Source organism: Sulfitobacter sp. HI0027, assembly GCF_001634775.1.
In the GTDB taxonomy this organism is placed as follows: Bacteria; Pseudomonadota; Alphaproteobacteria; order Rhodobacterales; family Rhodobacteraceae; genus Sulfitobacter.
The window spans coordinates 1-249 of sequence record NZ_LWER01000168.1 but is presented as its reverse complement, the minus strand read 5'-3'; the positions used below and the strand labels follow the sequence as shown (position 1 = coordinate 249).

The 249-nt window shown below is 59.0% G+C and carries 1 protein-coding gene; it reads left to right on the top strand.

Annotated features, from left to right (window positions below; genetic code table 11):
* The coding region (locus tag A3722_RS10730) for an ABC transporter substrate-binding protein (protein ID WP_236627388.1) at positions 1-249 on the top strand (249 nt) is incomplete at both ends.

Below are 249 nucleotides of genomic sequence, written 5' to 3'. Positions count from 1 at the left end.
TAGGGGAAAAGGGCCCCGAGGCGCTGAAAAACGTCAATGTACGCAAAGCCTTGGCCTATGCCATCGACCGCGACATCATTGTCGAGCGTATCCTGCAAGGCGGTCAGAAGCCGTCGTACAACTGGACCCACTGGGCGATCGCCGATTTCGAGCCTCCCGAGTTGGATTGGGCCGACAATATGGATCAGGCGCAGCGCGTGGAAAAGGCCAAAGAACTGTTGGCCGAGGCGGGATATGGCCCCGACAACC